Origin of the sequence: Streptomyces sp. NPDC056480 (genome assembly GCF_042795405.1) — a bacterium.
Classification (GTDB): Bacteria; Actinomycetota; Actinomycetes; order Streptomycetales; family Streptomycetaceae; genus Streptomyces.
In genome coordinates this window covers 25,718-43,570 of the sequence record NZ_JBHTSA010000032.1, presented here as the reverse complement: position 1 = coordinate 43,570, position 17,853 = coordinate 25,718, and the positions used below count along the sequence as shown (strand labels likewise).

Genomic DNA, 17,853 nt, shown 5'->3' with positions numbered 1-17,853 from the left:
ACACCATCGGACCGCCCAAGGGGTGGGCGGCCCACCGGACGAGAGGGAAACCAGACCCATGAGCTCGTTCCTGCGCCCATCCGTCTCGGGCCAAGAAATGACCGAGCCGAGTCGAATAGCCGCCCAGTACCGGGCCATCACCTCACATCTGGCGATCACTCCGCCGGTGAGCGTTGTCATTCCCGCGATGAACGAAGCCGAAAATCTTCCGTACGTGCTCAAGACACTGCCGGAATGGATTCACGAAGTCGTCCTCGTCGACGGAAATTCCACGGACAACACGGTGGACGTCGCCCGTGAAGTGCGGCCGGACGTCAAGGTGGTCAAGCAGGTCGGCAAAGGCAAGGGCGACGCGCTGATCAGCGGCTTCGCGGCCTGCACCGGCGACATCATCGTGATGGTCGACGCGGACGGTTCGGCCGACGGCCAGGAGATCGTCTCGTACGTCTCCGCCCTCGTCGGGGGTGCCGATTTCGCCAAGGGCTCCCGCTTCGCCAACGGCGGCGGCACGGACGACATGACGACCGTTCGCAGACTGGGCAACTGGGCCCTCTGCTCGCTCGTCAACCGCAAGTTCGGCGCCCGGTACACCGATCTCTGCTACGGCTACAACGCCTTCTGGCGGCACTGCCTCGACAAGATCACCCTCGACTGCACCGGCTTCGAGATAGAGACCCTCATCAACATCAGGGTCGTCACGGCCGGCCTCAAGGTGCAGGAGGTCCCGAGCCACGAGTACAACCGCATCCACGGCGTCAGCAACCTCAACGCCGTGCGCGACGGCATCCGGGTCCTGAAGGTGATCCTCAAGGAGAAGGCCGTCAGCAAGGCCGCCCGCCGCCGGCCGGCCCCGTTCTCGGTCAGCGTGCCCCGGGGAGAGGCGTCTTGAACGACCGCACGACCCCGCACGGCTTCTCGGTGGTGATCTGCGTCTACACGGAGGAGCGGTGGGAGGACATCCTCGCCGCCGTCGACTCCGTACGGAAGCAGTCACTGCCCGCCCTGGAGACACTGCTCGTGGTCGACCACAACGAGCGGCTCCTCTCCCGGCTGACCGAGGAGTACGCGGAGCAGCGGCTCACCGAGGAGGTGCGGGTGCTCGCCAACGCGGGCCCCCGCGGTCTCTCCGCCGGCCGCAACACCGGAATCGCCGCCGCCCGCGGCGATTTCGTGGCCTTCCTCGACGACGACGCCGTCGCCGAGCGGGACTGGCTCCACCACTTCTCGGCCGCCTACGACGACCCGCGCGTCATGGCCGTCGGCGGCCGGACGATGCCCTCCTGGGCCTCCGGCCGCCGCCCTGCCTGGTTCCCCGAGGAGTTCGACTGGGTCGTCGGCTGTACGTACCTGGGGCTGCCCCCGGGCCGCGTCCCGGTGCGCAACGTGCTCGGGGGCAACGCCTCCTTCCGCCGTACGGCCTTCGACGCGGCCGGCGGTTTCGCCACCGGCATCGGGCGGGACGGCGACCGGCGGCCCCTGGGCGGTGAGGAGACCGAGCTGTGCATCCGGCTCTCCAAGGCACTGCCCGAGGCGATCCTGCTGATCGACGACCGGGCGGTCATCCACCACAAGGTGCCCGCCGTGCGCGAGCGCTTCGGCTACTTCCGTACCCGGGTCTACGCCGAGGGGCTCTCGAAGGCGCTGGTCGCCCGCAGCGTCGGCGCGCAGAAGGGCCTGGAGTCGGAACGGCGCTACACGACACGGGTGCTGCCCGCCGGAGTCCTGCGCGGGATGCGCGACGCGGTGCTCGGGCGCTCCGGCGGCGCAGGCCGCGCCGGGGCCATCGTCACCGGGGTGACGGTCGCGGCCGGCGGCTACGCGCTGGGGACGCTCCGGGCCCGGAGGAGCGGAACGACGTTCTCCTGGGGACCGATCGAGCGTCACGGCACCACGGAGACCGGGGCGGGAGCCGAGGCGGGTGCCGCTTCCGGAACCGATGCCGCCACCGGCGCCGGAACCGGCGAAGCGGTACGGGCGGACGCCCTGGCCTCCGAGGGAGGTACCCGGTGACCGACAGCACGGGTGCCACGGGCACCACGGGCACCACAGGCACCACGGACAGCGCCGGCGGCTCCGGCGTCACCGACACCGCCGTGCCCGTCCCCATCCTCATGTACCACGCCGTCGCCCCCGACCCCGCCCCCGCGACCCTCGGGCTCTCCGTCACCCCGGAGGCCTTCGCCGCGCAGATGGACGTGGTCGCCGAGCGGGGGTTCACGCCGCTGACCACCGCCGCGCTCGCCGCCGCCTGGCGCACCGGCGACCCGTTGCCCGCGCGGCCGCTCCTCGTCACCTTCGACGACGGCTACGAGGGCGTCCACCGGCATGCCCTCCCCGTGCTCGCCGAGCACTCCTTCGCGAGCACCGTCTTCGTCTCCACCGGCTGGCTGCGGGGCAGGCACGAGACGGGTGGCGCGCTCGACACCATGCTGGACTGGGCGCAGGTGCGGGAACTCGCCGACGCGGGCACGGAGATCGGCGGGCACAGCCACACCCACCCCCAGCTGGACCAGCTCGGCGCGCGACGGCTCCGGTTCGAGACGCTGCGCTGCCGGGAGATCGTCGGCGAGGAGCTCGGGACGGCGCCGCTCTCCTTCGCGTACCCGTACGGATACTCCAGCCGCCGGGTCCGCCGTACGGTCCGGGAGGCCGGCTTCACGCAGGCGCTCGCGGTCGGCAACGCGCTGGCCAGACGCCGCCAGGGGCCGTACGCCCTGGAACGGGTGACCGTGCGCCGGTCCACCGGCGTCGAGGAGTTCACCCGGCTCGTGGAGGGGCGGGCGATCGCCCGTGCCTTCGCGGTGGACCGGGTCATGACGAAGGGGTACGCGCTCGCGCGGCGCGCCCGGGGTGCGGCGGGGGGTCACTGGATCTGAGCCCCAGGTCCGGCTCCGGGAGCCGGGCGTCCACGGAATCGTCCCGTTCAAAACCCGGTGCACGGAATGCCCGGTTGCCCGATCATGGGCCCATGGCTGACACCCCACCGGTACCGTCCGAGCCGCAGCGTTCGCTGCCGATCCGGCTCACCCTCGACGACAGCGACTCGCCCGCGGACGTCGTGGACGCGCTGTTCCTCGGCCGCTTCGCGACCGGGGAGCAGCCGCACTCGCACAGCACCACCGTGGACCGGGTCAGGCCCGAGGCGACCCTCCTTCCCGCCGGTGCCACGGTGCTGCGGGCCGCGAAGGACGACGACCGCAGCGCCGTGCTCGCCGAGGGCGAGGGGTGGACGCTGCTGATCTCCCGCTGGAACCGGGGCGCCGACGTCACCGTCACGGCCGCCGACGCCGACCTCGCGGAGCGGGTCCTGAAGGAGGCGACCGACGGGGCCAAGGACGACCCGGAGCCCCAGCCGGAGAACGTGACGATGGGGTTCTGGTACGTGTCCCCGCGCCGCGGCCCGCACCGGACGACCCGGCAGATCAGCGCCGGGACCTGGGACGAGGTCCGGCCCAACTACTCGGCGCCGGTGGCCGAGTCGATGGACCGGCTGATGAAGGTGACGCCCGAGTCGATCTCGGGCCGCCTCCTGCTCCTGCACGGCCCGCCCGGCACGGGCAAGACGTCCGCGCTGCGCACCCTGGCCCGGTCGTGGCGGGACTGGTGCCAGGTGGACTGCGTCCTCGATCCGGAGCGGCTCTTCAACGACGTCGGCTATCTGATGGACATCGCCATCGGGGAGGACGAGGGCACGGCGAAGGGGCGCTGGCGGCTGCTTCTCCTGGAGGACTGCGACGAGCTGATCCGGGGCGAGGCCAAGCACACGGCGGGTCAGGCCCTCTCCCGGCTGCTCAACCTGACGGACGGTCTGCTCGGCCAGGGGCGCAACGTCCTCGTCGGCGTCACCACCAACGAGGACCTGGAGCGGCTCCATCCGGCCGTGGTCCGGCCCGGCCGCTGCCTGGCCCGGATCGAGGTGGGACCGCTGAGCCGGGCCGAGTCCGTGGAGTGGCTCGGGCGCGCGGAGGACGTTCCGCGCGAGGGCGCGACGCTGGCGGAGCTGTTCGCCCTGCGCCGCGGCACGCCCCCGGCGGAACTCCCGGAACCCCGCACGGCGGGGGCCGGCCTCTATCTGTAGGTCCCTCGCGTCGGGGTCGGCTATCTGTCGCCCCTCGTGTCAGGGTCGGCTGTCTGTCGCCCCTCGTGTCAGGGTCGGCTGTCTGTCGCCCCTCGTGTCAGGGTCGGCTGTCTGTCGCCCCTCGCGTCGGGGTCAGCTGTCGTAGGCGGCGCGCAGGGCCTCGTTCATCGCGGCCTCCGCCGCCTCGCGGCTGAGGCCGAGGCGACGGGCCTCCTCCGCGTACTGGGCGGCGGCGGTCGCGGCCCGGCGGGTGGCCGCGTCGCCCGCGGCGGCGACGAAGGTGCCGTGACGCCCGCGCGTCTCGATCACCCCGTCCGCCTCCAGTGCCTTGTACGCCTTGGCGACCGTGTTCGCGGCGAGGCCCAGCTGCTCCGCGAGTCCTCGTACCGTCGGCAGCTTGTATCCGACCGGCAGCCTGCCCGACCGGGCCCGCTCCGAGATCTGGGCACGCAGTTGTTCGTACGGAGCGGTGGTGGATTCGTGGTCCACGGCGATGGTGAGTGTCACCCCGCCGATTCTGCCCCCACCCCACGGGAAAATGGGAGGCGGCGGTGCGTCCCCGGCCCGTAGCGTGCGACCACATGACTGTGATCGTCCGTGATGTACACGCCGAGGACGCCGAGGGTTTCGCCCAGGTGCGCCGGGCGGCCCTGCCTTTCATGCTCTCCACCGCCGAGCAGCTCGTCTTCGACTGGGCGCGCGCGCATCCCGACAGCCACTACCGCCCGCTCGTCGCCGTGACCGAGTCCGGCGGGATCGTCGGAACCGCCCAGGTCGGCATCGCGCACGACGCGCCGCGGCCCGGGATCGGCTACGCCAACGTGTACGTGGACCCCGCGCACCTCGGTCAGGGGGCGGGGACGCTGCTGCTGCGCGCCGCCGAGGAGTACCTGGCCGAGCGGGGGGCGCGGACCCTGTACAGCTGGGCCCTGGACGCGCCGGAGAACCTCTCCTGGGCCGCGCGGCGGGGGTACTCCCCCAGCCGTTCCGCCTACTTCCTCCGGCTCGACCTCACCACCGCCGAACTGCCGCCGCTGCAGGCGCCGCCGGCCGGTGTCGAGCTGCTGACGGCCGAGGACTTCGCGGCCGATCCCCGGCCGCTCTTCGAGCTGGACGCGCTGACGTCGGCCGACGAGCCGGGCGATGTGGGGGTGGAGATGGACGACTTCGAGCACTGGCGGACGACGACCTGGGAGCACCCCCTCCTCGACCGGGCGCTGACGACGGTCGCGGTGGTGGACGGCGTTCCGGCGGCGTTCAGCGCGGCGCAGACGGACGGTCTCGGCCGGTACAACTCGGGAATGACGGGCACCGCGCCCGCGTTCCGGGGGCGCGGGCTCGCGAAGCTCGCCAAGAACGCGTCGCTGCACCGGGCCCGGGCGGCCGGCTGCACGGAGGCGTTCACCGGGAACGACACCGGGAACGAGCCGATGCTGGCGATCAACAAGTGGTTCGGTTACGAGGTCGGAGCACGGGAGGTACGGCATGTCCGGACGATCGGTTGAGGTCACCCTGACGAAGGCGGGCCGGACGAAGATCCGTTACCCGGCGGAGGTGCTCACGGAGGACGGGGCCCGGCTCTCGGTGCGTGCCCCGTGGGCGGCCGAGGGGGTGAGGGACTTCGGCTTCGTGCGGTTCGAGCCGGGCGACGTCTTCGTGGAGCACTACTGGAGCGACCGCTGGTTCACCGTCAAGGAGGTGTGGTCGGCCGAGGGGGCTCTCAAGGGCTGGTACTGCGACATCACCCGTCCGGCCGTGATCGACGGTTCCGAGGTGGTGATCGAGGACCTGGACCTGGACCTGTGGGTGTCGGCCGACGGCAGCGAGGTGCTGCGGCTCGACGAGGACGAGTTCGCGGCGAGCGGGCTCACCGCCTCCGATCCGGAGGCGGCGGCGTGCGCCGTGGTCGCCCTCGACGAGCTGGAGGTCCTGGGGCGCGAGGGCCTGATCGAGCTGCTGCGCTAGCGCGGAGGCGCGGCCCGGCGGCCGGACGTCCGCGCGTCGTCAGCGGAGTTCGACGGGAGCGTCCTCGGCGGCGAGGAAGCCCGGCGCCGGCAGGCCCGTCTCGCCGGCCGTGAGCTGCATCAGGGTGGCACGCACCCGGGCGGCGCCCGGCCGGTAGGCGGGGTCCTTCACGACGGAGGTGTTGACCCACTCGTGGAGGTGTCCGTCGCAGACGGCCTGGGTGCCGCCGATCCCGGCGGAACGGTTCCCCTGGACGAGGGTGGAGCTGACGAAGACGGGGCCGGCGCTGTCGTCGAGACAGCGGTACATGCCGGAGAGCGTCACCGTGCTGTCGTCGCCGACGGTTCCGTAGCCGTAGACGGAGAGGTCGTCGGCCGTGCGGCTGCCGAGCGGCTGGCCGTTGAGGACGGGGCCGTTCAGGACGGGGCCGTCGAGGGCCGGGCGGGCGGTGAGGCCGTCGGCCCCGCCCGCGTGGGCGAGTGGGGCGACGGCGGCGGAGGCGAGCAGAACGCCTGCGGCGAGGACGAGTCGGACGCGCATGAGCGGGGTCCCTTCGGGGTGGGGGGAAGGTACTGCCCGCCAGGGATACCGGATCCGGCCGCCATCTGGCCGAAACTCACCCTATTGGGGGCGAGTTGAGCCGCTTTCGGTAGTGAATACGGTCGTACGGTCCGTCCGCGCGCCGCTCGACGGCCTCATAGCCGTACCGCTCGTAGAGCTTCTGGTTCTCCCACATCATCGCGTTCGTCAGCAGCCTGACCTCGGGAAGCCCGAGCTCGCCCGCCCGGGACTCGACGAAGCCGAGCAGCCGCCGGCCCAGGCCGGTGCCCTGGGCGTCGGGGTGGACGGCGATGTTGTCGAGATAGAGGTGGTCGGCCTCGGTCCTGAGGACCACGAGACCGACCACCGGGTCACCGGCGACGAACACCCTCCCGGCGGCCACGTCCGCCGCGTGGTCCGCCTCCATCGGGGCCGGTACGAGACCGATGCGGTCGATGTAGTGGTGATAGGCCGCGTCGGTCACGGCCTTCACCCTCGGCACGTCGGAGCTCGTCGCGCGGCGGATGTCCTGTGTCATGCCGCCACGTTACGGCGCCGTACCACCACCTTCCTCAGCAGCGGCCAGGCGAGCAGGAGGACGACGACCGCGTACACGGTGATCGAGAACGGCGTGTTCACCAGGCCGGTCACCGAACCGTCGCTGATCTGCAGGGCGCGCCGCAGCTGCTGTTCGGCGGCCGGGCCGAGGATGACCCCGATCACGGCCGGCAGGACCGGGAGCCCGTACCTCCGCATGCCGAGTCCGATCAGGCCGACGACCAGCAGGATGACCAGGTCGAGGGCCTCGCCGCCCACCGCGTACGCGCCGACGGCCGCGAAGAAGAGGATGCCCGCGTAGAGGTACGGGCGGGGGATGCGCAGCAGCTTGGCCCAGACGGGGGCGAGCGGCAGGTTGAGCGCGAGCAGCAGCACCATGCCGACGAACAGCGAGGCGATGAGCCCCCACACCAGGTCGGGCTCCCGCTCGAAGAGCAGCGGGCCGGGCTGGATGCCGTACTGCTGGAACGCGGCCAGCATCACGGCGGCGACGGCCGTCGTCGGCAGCCCGAGGGTCAGCATCGAGACGAGCGTCCCGGCCGCCGAGGCCGAGGCCGCCGACTCGGGTCCGGCCACGCCCTCGATGGCGCCCTTGCCGAACTGCTCCTTGTGCTTCGAGAGACGCTTCTCCGTCACGTACGACAGGAAGGTCGGGATCTCCGCGCCGCCGGCCGGGATCGCGCCGAACGGGAAGCCGATGAGGGGACCGCGCAGCCAGGACTTCCAGGTGCGCTTCACGTCGTCGCCGCCCAGCCAGGGACGGCCGACCGGGATGGCCTCCCCCGCCGTGCGGCGCAGGTGGGCCGCGACCCAGAGGGCCTCGCCGATGGCGAAGAGCCCTACCGCGACGATGACGACGTCGACGCCGTCGGCGAGCTGGAGCGAACCGAAGGTGAGGCGCTGCTGCCCGGTCATCTGGTCGAGGCCGACCAGACCGATCGTGAGGCCGATGAGGAGGGAGGCGAGACCGCGGATGCGGGAGGAGCCGAGGACCGAGGTCACCGCGATGAAGGCGAGGACCATCAGGGCGAGGTAGTCGGGGGCGCCGATGTCGACGGCGAGCGCGGCGACCGTCGGGGCGAGGACGACGAGCAGGATCGTGCCGATCATGCCGCCGGCGAAGTGGCCGATGGCGGCCGCGGCGAGCGCCTGCGCGCCCCGGCCCGCCTTGGCCATCGGATTGCCCTCGATGGCGGCGACGACGGCCGCGCTCTCCCCGGGGGTGTTGAGGAGGATCGAGGTGGTGGAGCCGCCGAACATCGCGCCGTAGTAGATGCCGGCGAACATGATGAACGCGCCGGTCGGTTCGAGTCCGTACGTCACCGGGAGCAGCAGGGCCACGGCCATGGCGGGGCCGATGCCGGGCAGGACTCCGATGGCGGTGCCGAGGAGCACGCCGATGGCGGCCCACAGCAGGTTCATCGGGGTGAGGGCGGTGCCGAAGCCGTCGATGAGGGAGTTCAGGGAATCCATGGGTCAGATCACTCCCATCAGCGGGCCGCCGGGCAGCGGGACGCCGAGCAGCTTGTCGAAGACGGCGTAGGTGAGGAGCGAGAGGGCGGCGGCGATCAGCGGGTCGCGGTGGAAGTGGCGGCTGCCGAGGGCGTACGCCGCGCCCCAGAAGAGGAGCGCGCCGGCGACGGGGAAGCCGATGGGGCCGATGAGGACGGCGAAGGCGAGGAAGACGCCGGCGAGGAGCAGGACGGTGCGCCAGTCGGCGGGCTCCGTCAGGTCGACGTCCTCACCGGCCTCGGCCTCGCCGCGGCCGCCGCGCAGGACGTCGACGGAGAGGAGGACGGCGACGACGAGGAGGCCGCAGCCGACGACGAGGGGGACGGTGGCGGGGCCGACGGGGCCGCGGCCGGCGAGGTCGGCGTCGAGGGTGAGGGCGTCGGTGAGGACGAGCACGCCCAGGACGAACAGCAGCACGCCGACGCCGAGTTCGGACCGTTCGCGCCACCAGGAGGCGAGGTTGCCGCTCTTGCCGTTCACCGTCGGGGTGGTCTCGGATTCGGTGCTCACAGTCCGAGCTCCTTCAGTACGGAGCCGACGCGGCGGTCCTGCTCGGCGAGGAAGGTGCCGAACTCCTCGCCGGGCAGGAAGGCGTCGTTCCAGCCGTGGGTCTTCAGCGACTCGCGCCACTGCGGGGAGTCGTGCAGCTCGGTCACCAGGGTGACGAGCTTCTCGCGCTCGGCGTCGGAGAGGCCGGGCGGTGCGACGATGCCGCGCCAGTTGGTGAACTCGGTGTCGAGGCCCGCCTCGCGGAGGGTGGGGGCGTCGAGGCCGGGGACGCGCTTCGGCCCCGTGACGGCGAGCAGGCGCAGCTCGCCCGCCTTGATCTGGTCGAGGTACTCGCCGACGCCCGAGACGCCGAAGGCGACCTTGTCGCCGAGGATGGAGGCGAGGAGCTCGCCGCCGCCGTCGAAGGGGACGTAGTTGACGTCCTTGGGGGCGATGCCGGCGGCCTGGGCCATGAGCATCGGGGCGAGGTGGTCGGGGCCGCCGGGCGAGGAGCCGCCGCCGACGGGGAGTTTGCCGGGGTTCTTCTTCCAGGCGGTGAGCAGCTCGTCGATGGTCTTGTACGGGGAGTCCTTGCCGACCACGACGATGTCCTGCTCCTCGGTGAGCCGGGCGATCGGGGTGGTGTCGGCGAGGGTTCTGGGGGTCTCGTTGGTGTGGACGGCGCCGACGACGCCGAGGCCCATGGACATGGCGAGGCGGCCGTTGCCGCGTTCGCCGACGAGCCGGGTGAGGCCGACGGTGCCGCCCGCGCCGGGCAGGTTGAAGACCTCGATGTCGCCGGTGAGGTCCGCCTCCTCGGCGTTCTTGGCGGCGGTGCGGGCCGTGATGTCGTAACCGCCGCCGGGGGTGTTGGGGACCATGAAACGCAGGCCGGGTATCCGGGTGCCGGTGTCGGAGCCGCTGCCGGGACTGAGCAACGGCGGACCCACCAGCACCAGGAGCGCGGCCCCGAGGAGGGCGAAGGGGGTGCGCAACCGCACGTGTGCCGCCTCTCAGCTGTAGGGGAAAAGGGGATGTGAAGTGGCCCACATGTTGCCCGCGCGTTAAGAAGCTGTCTCTCTTCCGCAATCAACGGACGTTGTGGTCGTTGTGGTCGGGACCTAGCGTGGGTCGTCGTGACGAACGTGCTGGTGGTGGACGACGACTTCATGGTCGCCAAGCTGCACTGCCGCTATGTGTCGGCGGTGGCGGGCTTCACGGTGTCCGGGGTCGCGCACAGCGGCGCCGACGCCCTGCGCGCGGCCGAGCGGCTCAGGCCCGACCTGGTGCTCCTCGACGTGTTCCTGCCGGACATGGACGGCATCCAGGTGCTGCGGGAGCTGCGCGCGGCGGGCCTGGGCATGGACGCGCTCTTCATCACGGCGGCCCGGGACACGGGCACGATCCGCGAGGCGCTGCGGGCGGGGGCGCTGCACTATCTGATCAAGCCGTTCAGCCAGGCGGCGCTGCACGAGCAGCTCCGGCACGTGGCCTCGCTGCGCAGCCGCCTCGACGAACTCGACGAGGCCCGCCAGGAGGACGTCGACCAGATCTTCGGCACCCGCCCCCGCGGCTCCCGGGAACTCCCGAAGGGCCTGGCGGCCCACACGGCCGACCTGGTCGACTCCGTCCTCCGCGCCCACCCGGAGGGCCTCTCGGCCACGGAGTGCGCGAAGGCCGGCTCCCTGTCCCGGGTGAGCGCCCGCCGCTACCTGGAGTACTTCGCGGAGACGGGCCGAGCGGAGATCACCCTGCGCTACGGCGGCACGGGCCGGCCGGAGCGGCGGTACCGGCGGCTGGGGTGAACCCCGCTCACGTGGAGGCGGCGGCACCGTCCCGGAACGTGCGGAGAAGCCCTTCGGCGTGGACCGTCCAGGGGTGGGCGGGGCCCAGGACCCGGGTCCGGCCCTCCACCAGCATCTCTCCCTGCTCCACCGCGTCGGCGTGCCGTCCCAGGGCGTTGAGGACGATGCCGAGCGACTCTCGCGCGTTGAGCAGCAAGGGGTAGTCGGGAGCGAAGATGCGCTCGTATCCGGAAAGGGCCCTGCGCGCGTGGGGCAGCGCCTCGGCAGCCCTCTCCACCGCGGCGAGCGCGGACGCGTAGCCCAGCTCGGCTCCGAGCGTCATGGGGTGGTCGTCCCCGGTGGCGCTGCGGCAGTCCTCGATGACGCCCGGCCCCATGGCGAGGATGTCGTCCCTGTCCGGAAGAGCGGCCGCGGCCGGGCTCCCCGCCACCTCCACGATGTACTTCCGTGCGATGAGCGTGAGCGGGTGGGACCTCCCGAGGGCCGCCTCCCGGCCCTGGGCGGCCCGCCTCCTCAGGACCATCGCCTCCGGAAGCCGACCACGGTGGGGAAGAACGAGTGCCAGCCGCAGGCACGCCTCGAGCGTGTCGGGGTCATCGGCTCCGAGGACCCGCTCGCAGTCGTCGAGGGCCTGCTCGTAGACGGCCTCCGACTCCTCGAACCGGCCGAGGCGGAAGAGTGCGCGGCCCACGCGAAGGCGAAGCCTGAGAGCGAACACGTTGTCGACGGCAAGACCGCGGGTGACGAGTGCGAGGGCTTCGTTCGCCAGGGTGAGCGCCGAGGCGTAGTCCCCCGACCTGTGCACGGCGACGACGAGTCGGAGGACGCAGTCCGCGGCGCCCTCCAGCACGTCCGGGGCGGCACTCCGGCCGACCGCTCTCCGCAGGTGGGCCGTGACGTGGGGAGCGAGCAGGGTCACCGCGGGATCCTGCACTCCGCGCTGGGGGACCTCCGGCAGGACGGCCCGCAGAAGTCGGGTGGCCGTCGCGGCGAGCCGATCGCACTGGTCGTCGGGGGTGGCCCGGGCGACGCTGTCGAGGAGGATCCCATGGACGCGCAGGCAGCGCACGCGGCCCGGAACGAGCTCGGTGAGCGAGTGGTCGAGGAGCCCGCGCAAGGCGGGTTCGACGCGGGACGGGTGGAGTTCCGCACCGAGATCGGCGCCGGAGAGGAGGGTGAGCGGGAGGGGGTCGCCGGCCCAGCAGGCGAGCAGCCGCAACAACGCGGTGGCTTCGGGAAGGCCCTGCGCGCTGAGGGCGTCCAGGGAGAGCTGCCAGGTGCGGCTGAGGAGCTGCCGGGAGTCCGTGCCCGCCTCGGCGCCCCGGTCGAGGAGTTCGATCGGATGGACGTCCGCACCGCCGTCGAGCCCGTGCCGGTAGTCGGCGAGGTTCCACGGGTCGATGATCTGATGGGCGAGGAACCCGCCGGCGAGGGTGAGTGCCAGGGGGAGACGCCCGAGGCGGTCCGCGACCTGCGCCGCCTCCTCGGCGCTTCCCGCGTGGGGGGCGAGGTCCTGGAGGACGAGAGCGGCGTCCGCGCGCGGCAGGACACCGAACTGGAGGAGTTCGGCGCCCGGCCACCAGTGGGCCGCCGCCTGGCGGGTGGTGACGACGACGATGCCCTTGGGGCTCGTCCGCAGCCACCCGCCGTCGCGGAGGACGGCAGGGGTGTCGGCGTTGTCCAGGACGAGCAGCCAGGGCTGGTCGGAGGCGTCGAGGTAGTGCCAGACCAGGTCGGCGGCGGGCCGCAGTCCGCTGCGCGCGCCGGTGAGTTCGGAGTCGGTGGCGCCCCGGTCGGCCGCGACGGCGAGCATGCCCGCCCGCAGGGAGGCCGGGTCGGAGGCGTTGACCCAGAGGCCGATGCGCCCGGAGTGGCCGGTGGCGTGCCGGAAGAGGGCATGGGCCACGGCGGTCTTGCCACAGCCGCCCATGCCGTGGAGGACGTAGGCGCGGTTGCCGACGCCGGGCTCGACGGCGGCTCTCAGGCGGTCCATCTCGCCGACGCGGTCGCGGAGTACGACGGGTGTCCGGCCGACCGCCGGGTGACGGACCGAGTCGGGGCCGGCCCACTCGGGGGCGTGGTGATGGTGCTCGACGATGTGCTGGTCGCCCGAGGCCTGGTAGATCCGTCCGTGCCCGTCGGCCCGCGCGTCGTAGGCGCCGCTCATCGTTCCTCGATGTACTGGTCGCGGCCCGCCTGGTACACGCGGGCGTGTCCGGAGGCGGTGGCGTGCTGTGTCACCGACGGAACGTCGGGCGTGGGCGGCTGCAGCTCGTCCATCAGCCTCCGGAGTGCCGCGGCCTCCTCGGGATGTGTGACGAGCAGCCGCCGGATCCGGCCCTGCCACTCCGCCCCGAGTTCGCGTCCTGACTCCTCGTCCCCGCCGTCCCGCGCGGCGAGCAGGTCCGCCCGGGTCACCTCCAGCTCGGCCGAGATCGCCTCGGCCCGCTCGGGCTCGGCCCGGCGCCACAAGGACGCGACGCCGTCGCTGACGCGCTGCCACGCCTCGGTCGTCAGCAAGGTGACCAACGTCGTCCCCGCCGTGCCCGCCAGCACGGCCAACTCCGCGTCCAAGAACCCGCCCCCTCCAGCCAGTTGTCGCCCGTCGGCCCAGAGTAGTCGCACCCCGGCTCCGCGGCGGCCGGCGGCGGCGACTTCCTCAGCAGCCGCTTAGTGGTTCCTTAAAGCGGTCCTAAGGATCGTCTTCTCCGGCTCTCCAGCGGGCTTTTCGTGGATTCGGGCGGCTAGCTTTCTGGGCATCCCCCCACCTCACCCTCGTGAAGGAGCTGTCCCCCCATGACTTCTCGCCGTACCGCCGCCGTGACCGCCACCGCGGTTCTGGCTCTCTCCGGGCTCGCCTCCTCGCCCGCGTTCGCGCACGGGTCGATGACCGATCCGGTGAGCCGGGTCTCGGCCTGTTACGCGGAGGGGCCCGAGTCGCCGAAGTCGGCGGCGTGCAAGGCGGCCGTGGCGGCGAGCGGGACGCAGGCGTTCTACGACTGGAACGCGGTGAACATCGCCAACGCGGCCGGGAAGCACCGTGACCTCATCCCGGACGGCAAGCTGTGCAGCGCGGGGAACGACAAGTACCGGGGGCTCGACCTCGCGCGGGCCGACTGGCCGGCGAGCCCGATGGCCTCCGGGGCGCACACCTTCCGTTACAAGGGGACCGCACCGCACCGGGGCTCGTTCGCGCTGTACGTGACGAAGGACGGGTACGACCCGTCGAAGCCGCTGAAGTGGTCGGACCTGGAGGACAAGCCGTTCGCCACGGTGACCGACCCGCGGATGGAGAGCGGCGACTACGTGTTCCAGGGCACGGTGCCGAAGAAGTCCGGCCGCCACCTGATCTACTCGGTCTGGCAGCGCTCCGACTCCCCCGAGGCCTTCTACACCTGCTCGGACGTGGTGTTCGGGAAGGACAGCGGCGGCGGTACGGCTCCGGCGCCGACCGCCTCCGCGCCGAGCGACGAGCAGATCGAGGACGGTCAGGACGAGTCCTCGGTCGAGCACGGCGGGCACGGGGACGGCAACGCCTCCACGGGTCCGGAGAAGACCACGGCCGCCCCCGAGCCGAGCCAGGAGACGGGCCACGGGGCGGGGCACGAGACGCAGACCGCTCCGGCCGGCGAGACCTCCTCCGCCGCGCCCAACGCGCCTGCCCCCGCCGCCGGTTCGGGCTCCGGTTCCGGTGAGGTGCTCGCCGAGACCGGTGGCGACGCCACCACCCCGTACCTCGCGGTCGGTGGCGCCGCCGTGCTCGCGATCGGCGCGGCCGTGCTCTTCGGGTCGACGCGCCGGCGGCGTACCCAGGGCTAGAAGGGCCGGAAGGACTAGCCGATCACCGAGAGGCAGGTGGTCGGGGTCGCGTGGGCCGGGTCGAGGGCGTTCTCCACCTCGTGGAAGGTGACCCGGTCCACCGTGCCGATCGCCACGTGCTCGGACAGGTCGAGCGCGCACTTGTCCTGGATGAGGACGTTGGTGACGTTCGGGCCGCTCAGGAACTGCGAGCGGTACGGGGTGACCACCTCGTCGTACCGGGTCGCGATGACGTGGTAGCGGACCCCGGGCACGGTGTCGCCGCCCTGGTTGAGCTTGGTGATGAACGGCGAGCCGGCGATCTGGTCGGCGAGCCCGGGAGTGTTGGCCTTGATCAGGTCCTCGGCGCCGGGGAAGTACGGCAGGAGCTTGGTGAGTCCGAGCAGGGTGGTGCCGTGGTTGTCGGGGGCGATCCCGACGAGCGCGTTCACCTTCTCGGCCCCGCCGAGGAACTTGAGGTACCAGCGCGGCATCATGCCGCCCTGCGAGTGTCCGACGATGTCCACCTCGGGGGCGCCGGTGGCGGCGAGGACCCGGTCGACATAGGTGTCGAGCTGTCCTGCGGAGGCCTCGATGGGGCCGAGTCCGTGGAAGAACGGCACGTTCGGCAGCTGGCCGTAGTCCAGCGAGAAGACGCAGTATCCGCGGTTGACCAGGTACGGCGCGAGGACGAGCCAGTTGTCGACGGAGTTCCCGAGGGTTCCGTGGACGAGGACGACGGGCCGCGGGTGCGCGGCGGAGGGCTTGCAGGAGTAGTCGTTCCAGCCCCGACTGGTGGTGGCGGTCTCGGCCCGGGCCGAGGCGGCGGTGGTCGGCGCGAGGGTGGCGGCGGCTGCCAGCAGCAGGACGGACAGTGCTCTGACGGCGTGTTTCCAGGGCAGCATCGGGCGATCTCCTTGCGGCTCAAGGGGATGGTGGGGGTGCTACGCCCTGCGGTCCGGACCACAAGTGGGGATGCGCGATGGGGATGCGCTTCAGCCAAGCTACGCACGGGTAGCCTTGGCTGGGAAGTTACGCGTCGGTAAAAAGTGATGTGTCGTCACAGGAGCCCGGCGGAAGGGCTGTCAGGCCGCCAGTGATCCCGGCAGGACCGCCCGCGGACCGAATTTCGCCCGTGCCTTGTCCGCCACCGCCTCGATCCGCCGGGCCTTCTCGTCCGCCGGGTCCAGGGACAGCTGATGCGCCGCGCCCTCCGCGGCCGCGAGCCCCTCGGCGCGCAGGGCGATGCCCCGTACCCGGGCCCGCTGGAGGCCGAAGGAGTCGTGGACGGCGTACGCGAGGGCGGTGAGCGCCGCCGAGTGGGCGGTGGGTTCGGGCAGCGTACGGCTCCGGGTGGTCGTGGTCCGGTCCGCGTAGCGCACGGTGACGGCGAGCGCGCGGCACACCTGTCCCTCCGTGCGCAGCCGGGTGCCCAGTTCCCCGGCGAGTGAGAGGAGGGCCCGGCGCTGCCGCGTCCGGTCGGTCTCGTCGCGCGGGAAGGAACGTTCGGCCGCGACCGAGCGGGAGGCCGCGTGCGGGACGACGGGGGTGCGGTCGATGCCCCGGGCCCGTTCCCACAGCTCACGGCCGGTCTTCGCGCCGACGAGCCGCTGGAGCACGGCGAGCGGCGCGTCCGCGACGCGGCCGACGGAGTCGAGTCCGTAGCCGCAGAGGGTGCGGGCGGTGGCGCGGCCGACGCCGTCGAGTGCGACGACCGGCCGGTCGCGCAGGAAGGCCGCGGGGTCGTCGACGACCAGGGTGACGCCGGGCCGGGCCTCGCTCGCGGCCATCCGGGCCAGCATCGGGTTGGGGCCGGCCCCGATGACGCAGTCGACGCCGTACAGGGCGAGGGTCCTGACCCGGATCACCGAGGCGAGCTCGGCCGGGCTCCGGTCGAAGTAGCGCAGCGCACCCCGCACGTCGGCGAGCGCCTCGCAGGGCGGGGCGGCTTCGACGACGGGGGTGAACTCGGCGAGCAGGTCGATCAGCGGGGGAAACAGGGTCTCCGCCCCGCCCCTCCCGAAAGCGTCAGAAGCGCCGGAAGCACTGGAAGCACCGGAAGCGGGTGGCCCGAGCCGGAACCGTACACAGAGGATCATCTCGTTCTCCTCCGTCTCGTGTCCCCGCCAACCCTGAGCGGTTTGTCCCTGAACGCCCCCTCCCGCTCCCTCAGCCTAGAGCATGTTCGAATGTTTGTGCGAGTCGCTTGAGTGTCAACTGCGGTTGACGCGAGGACGACTGTCAACGTAAGTTGACGTCATGACCGATGCGACCGATCTCGCCGCACGGGCGGGCGACCGCGACCCACGGGTCGGACTACGGGCCGTCTCCGCCCTGCGGCGACTGCTCGAACAGCTGGAAGCCGTCCAGGTGCGCAGTGCGCGCAACCAGGGGTGGTCGTGGCAGGAGATCGCGACCGAACTGGGTGTCAGCCGGCAGGCCGTCCACAAGAAGTACGGGAGGCAGTGATGTTCGAACGGTTCACGAAGGCCGCGCGCGCCGTGGTGAAGGGCGCGGTCGAGCACGCGGAGCGGGCCGGGGCGACGGTCGTCACCCCGGAGCATCTGCTCCTCTCCCTGCTCGACGGGGAGGGCACCCGGGCGGCGGGCGCGCTGCGCGTGCTGTGCCCGCCGGACCGCCGGCCGTCCCTGGTGGCCGCGCTGACCGACGCCCGGCGCCGGGCGGGGCTCTCCCGCGCGGACGAGGAGGCCCTGGCGGACCTCGGCATCGACGTCGGCGCGATCGTGGCGCGGGTGGAGGAGACCCATGGCGAGGGCGCGCTGGCGGGCGACCGCAAGGACTCCGGGTGGTGGTCGGGTCGCCGGTCCTTCTCGCGGGAGGCCAAGACCGTCCTGGAGAAGTCCCTCCGGGTGGCGCTGGCCCGCAAGGACCGGGAGATCGGCGACGAGCACATCCTGCTCGCGCTCACCACGACCGGCGGGGTCGTCGCGGAGGTCCTGGCCGACCACGGGGTGACGTACGCGTCCGTCGACACGGCGGTCTCCGGAGCGGCGACCGCCTGATCGGGAGCGGCGACCGCCTGATCCGGGGCGGCTACCGCTTGACCTGGGGCGACTACCGCCTGATCCACGGCGGCCCGTCCCGCGG

At 72.4% G+C, this 17,853-nt stretch carries 20 protein-coding genes; 10 read left to right on the top strand and 10 right to left on the bottom strand.

Going from position 1 to position 17,853, the window contains the following annotated elements; translation table 11 throughout:
• The first annotated feature begins 58 nt into the window (after positions 1-58).
• The 4 genes from ACFQ79_RS16780 (at position 59) to ACFQ79_RS16765 (ending at position 4,078) form a co-directional block, all read left to right on the top strand.
• A complete protein-coding gene (locus ACFQ79_RS16780) occupies positions 59-889 on the top strand; it encodes a glycosyltransferase family 2 protein (RefSeq protein ID WP_383583946.1) in 831 nt (276 codons plus the stop codon).
• Complete coding sequence (locus ACFQ79_RS16775) at positions 886-2,010, top strand: glycosyltransferase family 2 protein (protein ID WP_383583876.1); 1,125 nt, start codon at positions 886-888, stop codon at positions 2,008-2,010. Before ACFQ79_RS16780 ends, ACFQ79_RS16775 begins: the two co-directional genes overlap by 4 nt.
• Positions 2,011-2,111: 101 nt before the next feature.
• Positions 2,112-2,876: a polysaccharide deacetylase family protein gene (locus ACFQ79_RS16770; RefSeq protein ID WP_383583945.1), complete on the top strand. Its 765-nt coding sequence runs from the start codon at positions 2,112-2,114 to the stop codon at positions 2,874-2,876.
• A gap of 92 nt (positions 2,877-2,968) precedes the next feature.
• On the top strand, positions 2,969-4,078 hold the full coding sequence (locus ACFQ79_RS16765) for a DUF5925 domain-containing protein (protein WP_383583873.1): 1,110 nt from the start codon (positions 2,969-2,971) through the stop codon (positions 4,076-4,078).
• Between the two features lie 132 nt (positions 4,079-4,210).
• Here the strand turns inward: ACFQ79_RS16765 and ACFQ79_RS16760 are convergent, their stop codons facing one another.
• Positions 4,211-4,585, bottom strand: a complete 375-nt coding sequence (locus tag ACFQ79_RS16760) for a GntR family transcriptional regulator (RefSeq protein WP_055599231.1) — start codon at positions 4,583-4,585, stop codon at positions 4,211-4,213.
• Positions 4,586-4,659: 74 nt separating this feature from the next.
• Here ACFQ79_RS16760 and ACFQ79_RS16755 point away from each other — a divergent pair, with 74 nt between their 5' ends.
• Together ACFQ79_RS16755 and ACFQ79_RS16750 are read left to right on the top strand one after the other, a co-directional pair.
• Positions 4,660-5,583, top strand: a complete 924-nt coding sequence (locus ACFQ79_RS16755; protein ID WP_383583870.1) for a GNAT family N-acetyltransferase — start codon at positions 4,660-4,662, stop codon at positions 5,581-5,583.
• Entirely contained in the window at positions 5,564-6,043 is a 480-nt protein-coding gene (locus tag ACFQ79_RS16750; protein WP_383583867.1) for a DUF402 domain-containing protein, read from the top strand. The genes ACFQ79_RS16755 and ACFQ79_RS16750 overlap by 20 nt, the downstream gene beginning before the upstream one ends.
• Positions 6,044-6,082: 39 nt before the next feature.
• On the opposite strand, the gene ACFQ79_RS16745 is transcribed toward ACFQ79_RS16750, so the two are convergent.
• From ACFQ79_RS16745 to ACFQ79_RS16725, 5 genes are all read right to left on the bottom strand, one after another.
• Positions 6,083-6,583, bottom strand: a complete 501-nt coding sequence (locus ACFQ79_RS16745; protein ID WP_383583864.1) for a DUF6299 family protein — start codon at positions 6,581-6,583, stop codon at positions 6,083-6,085.
• 76 nt (positions 6,584-6,659) lie between these two features.
• Complete coding sequence (locus ACFQ79_RS16740; RefSeq protein ID WP_383583861.1) at positions 6,660-7,121, bottom strand: GNAT family N-acetyltransferase; 462 nt, start codon at positions 7,119-7,121, stop codon at positions 6,660-6,662.
• Complete coding sequence (locus ACFQ79_RS16735; RefSeq protein WP_383583859.1) at positions 7,118-8,614, bottom strand: tripartite tricarboxylate transporter permease; 1,497 nt, start codon at positions 8,612-8,614, stop codon at positions 7,118-7,120. Before ACFQ79_RS16735 ends, ACFQ79_RS16740 begins: the two co-directional genes overlap by 4 nt.
• A 3-nt stretch (positions 8,615-8,617) precedes the next feature.
• A complete protein-coding gene (locus ACFQ79_RS16730) occupies positions 8,618-9,163 on the bottom strand; it encodes a tripartite tricarboxylate transporter TctB family protein (RefSeq protein WP_383583856.1) in 546 nt (181 codons plus the stop codon).
• Positions 9,160-10,143, bottom strand: coding sequence for a Bug family tripartite tricarboxylate transporter substrate binding protein (locus ACFQ79_RS16725; protein WP_383583854.1), 984 nt, complete (start codon positions 10,141-10,143; stop codon positions 9,160-9,162). Before ACFQ79_RS16725 ends, ACFQ79_RS16730 begins: the two co-directional genes overlap by 4 nt.
• A 135-nt stretch (positions 10,144-10,278) precedes the next feature.
• On the opposite strand from ACFQ79_RS16725, the gene ACFQ79_RS16720 reads away from it, so the two are divergent.
• Entirely contained in the window at positions 10,279-10,947 is a 669-nt protein-coding gene (locus ACFQ79_RS16720) for a response regulator (RefSeq protein WP_383583852.1), read from the top strand.
• Between the two features lie 7 nt (positions 10,948-10,954).
• Here ACFQ79_RS16720 and ACFQ79_RS16715 read toward each other — a convergent pair whose 3' ends face one another.
• Positions 10,955-13,114 (bottom strand): tetratricopeptide repeat protein, encoded by a 2,160-nt coding sequence (locus tag ACFQ79_RS16715; RefSeq protein WP_383583850.1) that lies wholly within the window; start codon positions 13,112-13,114, stop codon positions 10,955-10,957.
• A complete protein-coding gene (locus ACFQ79_RS16710) occupies positions 13,111-13,521 on the bottom strand; it encodes a hypothetical protein (RefSeq protein WP_383583848.1) in 411 nt (136 codons plus the stop codon). Before ACFQ79_RS16710 ends, ACFQ79_RS16715 begins: the two co-directional genes overlap by 4 nt.
• A 222-nt stretch (positions 13,522-13,743) precedes the next feature.
• Between ACFQ79_RS16710 and ACFQ79_RS16705 the strand changes: the two genes are divergently transcribed.
• On the top strand, positions 13,744-14,766 hold the full coding sequence (locus tag ACFQ79_RS16705; RefSeq protein WP_383583846.1) for a lytic polysaccharide monooxygenase: 1,023 nt from the start codon (positions 13,744-13,746) through the stop codon (positions 14,764-14,766).
• Between the two features lie 14 nt (positions 14,767-14,780).
• On the opposite strand, the gene ACFQ79_RS16700 is transcribed toward ACFQ79_RS16705, so the two are convergent.
• Together ACFQ79_RS16700 and ACFQ79_RS16695 are read right to left on the bottom strand one after the other, a co-directional pair.
• Positions 14,781-15,650, bottom strand: a complete 870-nt coding sequence (locus ACFQ79_RS16700) for an esterase/lipase family protein (protein WP_383583844.1) — start codon at positions 15,648-15,650, stop codon at positions 14,781-14,783.
• Between the two features lie 180 nt (positions 15,651-15,830).
• On the bottom strand, positions 15,831-16,844 hold the full coding sequence (locus ACFQ79_RS16695) for a hypothetical protein (RefSeq protein ID WP_383583842.1): 1,014 nt from the start codon (positions 16,842-16,844) through the stop codon (positions 15,831-15,833).
• A gap of 160 nt (positions 16,845-17,004) precedes the next feature.
• Between ACFQ79_RS16695 and ACFQ79_RS16690 the strand changes: the two genes are divergently transcribed.
• Positions 17,005-17,214: a helix-turn-helix domain-containing protein gene (locus ACFQ79_RS16690; RefSeq protein WP_030315760.1), complete on the top strand. Its 210-nt coding sequence runs from the start codon at positions 17,005-17,007 to the stop codon at positions 17,212-17,214.
• A complete protein-coding gene (locus ACFQ79_RS16685; RefSeq protein ID WP_383583840.1) occupies positions 17,214-17,768 on the top strand; it encodes a Clp protease N-terminal domain-containing protein in 555 nt (184 codons plus the stop codon). The genes ACFQ79_RS16690 and ACFQ79_RS16685 overlap by 1 nt, the downstream gene beginning before the upstream one ends.
• Positions 17,769-17,853: the final 85 nt, after the last annotated feature.

Bases quoted from the DNA above. Each gene is read 5' to 3' on its own strand.
- ACFQ79_RS16780 (WP_383583946.1), top strand. From the start codon at position 59: ATGAGCTCGTTCCTGCGCCCATCCGTCTCGGGCCAAGAAATGACCGAG.
- ACFQ79_RS16745 (WP_383583864.1), bottom strand. From the start codon at position 6,583: ATGCGCGTCCGACTCGTCCTCGCCGCAGGCGTTCTGCTCGCCTCCGCC.
- ACFQ79_RS16735 (WP_383583859.1), bottom strand. From the start codon at position 8,614: ATGGATTCCCTGAACTCCCTCATCGACGGCTTCGGCACCGCCCTCACC.
- ACFQ79_RS16685 (WP_383583840.1), top strand. From the start codon at position 17,214: ATGTTCGAACGGTTCACGAAGGCCGCGCGCGCCGTGGTGAAGGGCGCG.
- ACFQ79_RS16690 (WP_030315760.1), top strand. From the start codon at position 17,005: ATGACCGATGCGACCGATCTCGCCGCACGGGCGGGCGACCGCGACCCA.
- ACFQ79_RS16770 (WP_383583945.1), top strand. From the start codon at position 2,112: ATGTACCACGCCGTCGCCCCCGACCCCGCCCCCGCGACCCTCGGGCTC.
- ACFQ79_RS16740 (WP_383583861.1), bottom strand. From the start codon at position 7,121: ATGACACAGGACATCCGCCGCGCGACGAGCTCCGACGTGCCGAGGGTG.
- ACFQ79_RS16755 (WP_383583870.1), top strand. From the start codon at position 4,660: ATGACTGTGATCGTCCGTGATGTACACGCCGAGGACGCCGAGGGTTTC.
- ACFQ79_RS16750 (WP_383583867.1), top strand. From the start codon at position 5,564: ATGTCCGGACGATCGGTTGAGGTCACCCTGACGAAGGCGGGCCGGACG.
- ACFQ79_RS16695 (WP_383583842.1), bottom strand. From the start codon at position 16,844: ATGATCCTCTGTGTACGGTTCCGGCTCGGGCCACCCGCTTCCGGTGCT.
- ACFQ79_RS16715 (WP_383583850.1), bottom strand. From the start codon at position 13,114: ATGAGCGGCGCCTACGACGCGCGGGCCGACGGGCACGGACGGATCTAC.
- ACFQ79_RS16765 (WP_383583873.1), top strand. From the start codon at position 2,969: ATGGCTGACACCCCACCGGTACCGTCCGAGCCGCAGCGTTCGCTGCCG.
- ACFQ79_RS16700 (WP_383583844.1), bottom strand. From the start codon at position 15,650: ATGCTGCCCTGGAAACACGCCGTCAGAGCACTGTCCGTCCTGCTGCTG.
- ACFQ79_RS16705 (WP_383583846.1), top strand. From the start codon at position 13,744: ATGACTTCTCGCCGTACCGCCGCCGTGACCGCCACCGCGGTTCTGGCT.